Annotated in this window: 1 protein-coding gene; it reads left to right on the top strand. The window is 70.4% G+C overall.

Annotated elements, in window-relative coordinates:
• Window positions 1-43: 43 nt before the first annotated feature.
• On the top strand, window positions 44-680 hold a 637-nt coding region (locus tag A5712_RS10900), incomplete at its 3' end, for a VWA domain-containing protein (protein ID WP_156766511.1).

The following is a 680-nucleotide window of genomic DNA, read 5'->3' as shown; positions in this document are numbered from 1 at the left end:
CGCCCACCTGATCCCGATCCAGGACGCCGGGCTACAGACCCACCTGCGCAGCCTGGACATCAAGTTCACCCAGCGCCCGGGCCTGCTGCTCTTCGGACTGATCCCGCTGGCGCTGCTGGCCGTCTATGTCGTCGTGCAGGCCCGTCGCCGCCAGCGGCTGCGCCGCTTCACCGAGGCCGAGGTGCCGCAGTCGTGGTGGCGGCATGTTCCCATCGTGGTTGCGCTGCTGTCGCTGTTCCTGTTGACCGTCGCCCTGGCCACGCCCACGCACGACATGCGCATCCCGCTCAACCGCGCGGTCGTGGTGCTGGTCATCGACGTCTCGGAGTCCATGGCGTCCACCGACGTCGCCCCCAACCGGCTGGCCGCCGCGCAGGAGGCCGGCAAGAAATTCGCCGATGAGCTGACGCCGGCCATCAACCTGGGCCTGGTCGAATTCGCCGCCAACGCCTCACTGCTGGTGTCGCCGACGACGAACCGCGCCGCGGTGAAGGCGGCGATCGACGGGTTGAAGCCGGCGCCGAAAACCGCGACGGGGGAGGGCATCTTCACGGCGCTGCAGGCGATTGCCACGGTCGGCTCGGTGATGGGCGGCGGCGAAGGGCCGCCACCCGCGCGGATCGTGCTGGAATCCGACGGCGGCGAGAACAAGCCGCTGGACCCCAGCGACCCGCAGGGCG

It is taken from the genome of Mycobacterium sp. E2327 (genome assembly GCF_001672675.1).
GTDB lineage: Bacteria > Actinomycetota > Actinomycetes > Mycobacteriales > Mycobacteriaceae > Mycobacterium.
This window is presented reverse-complemented; position numbering and strand designations above follow the sequence as displayed.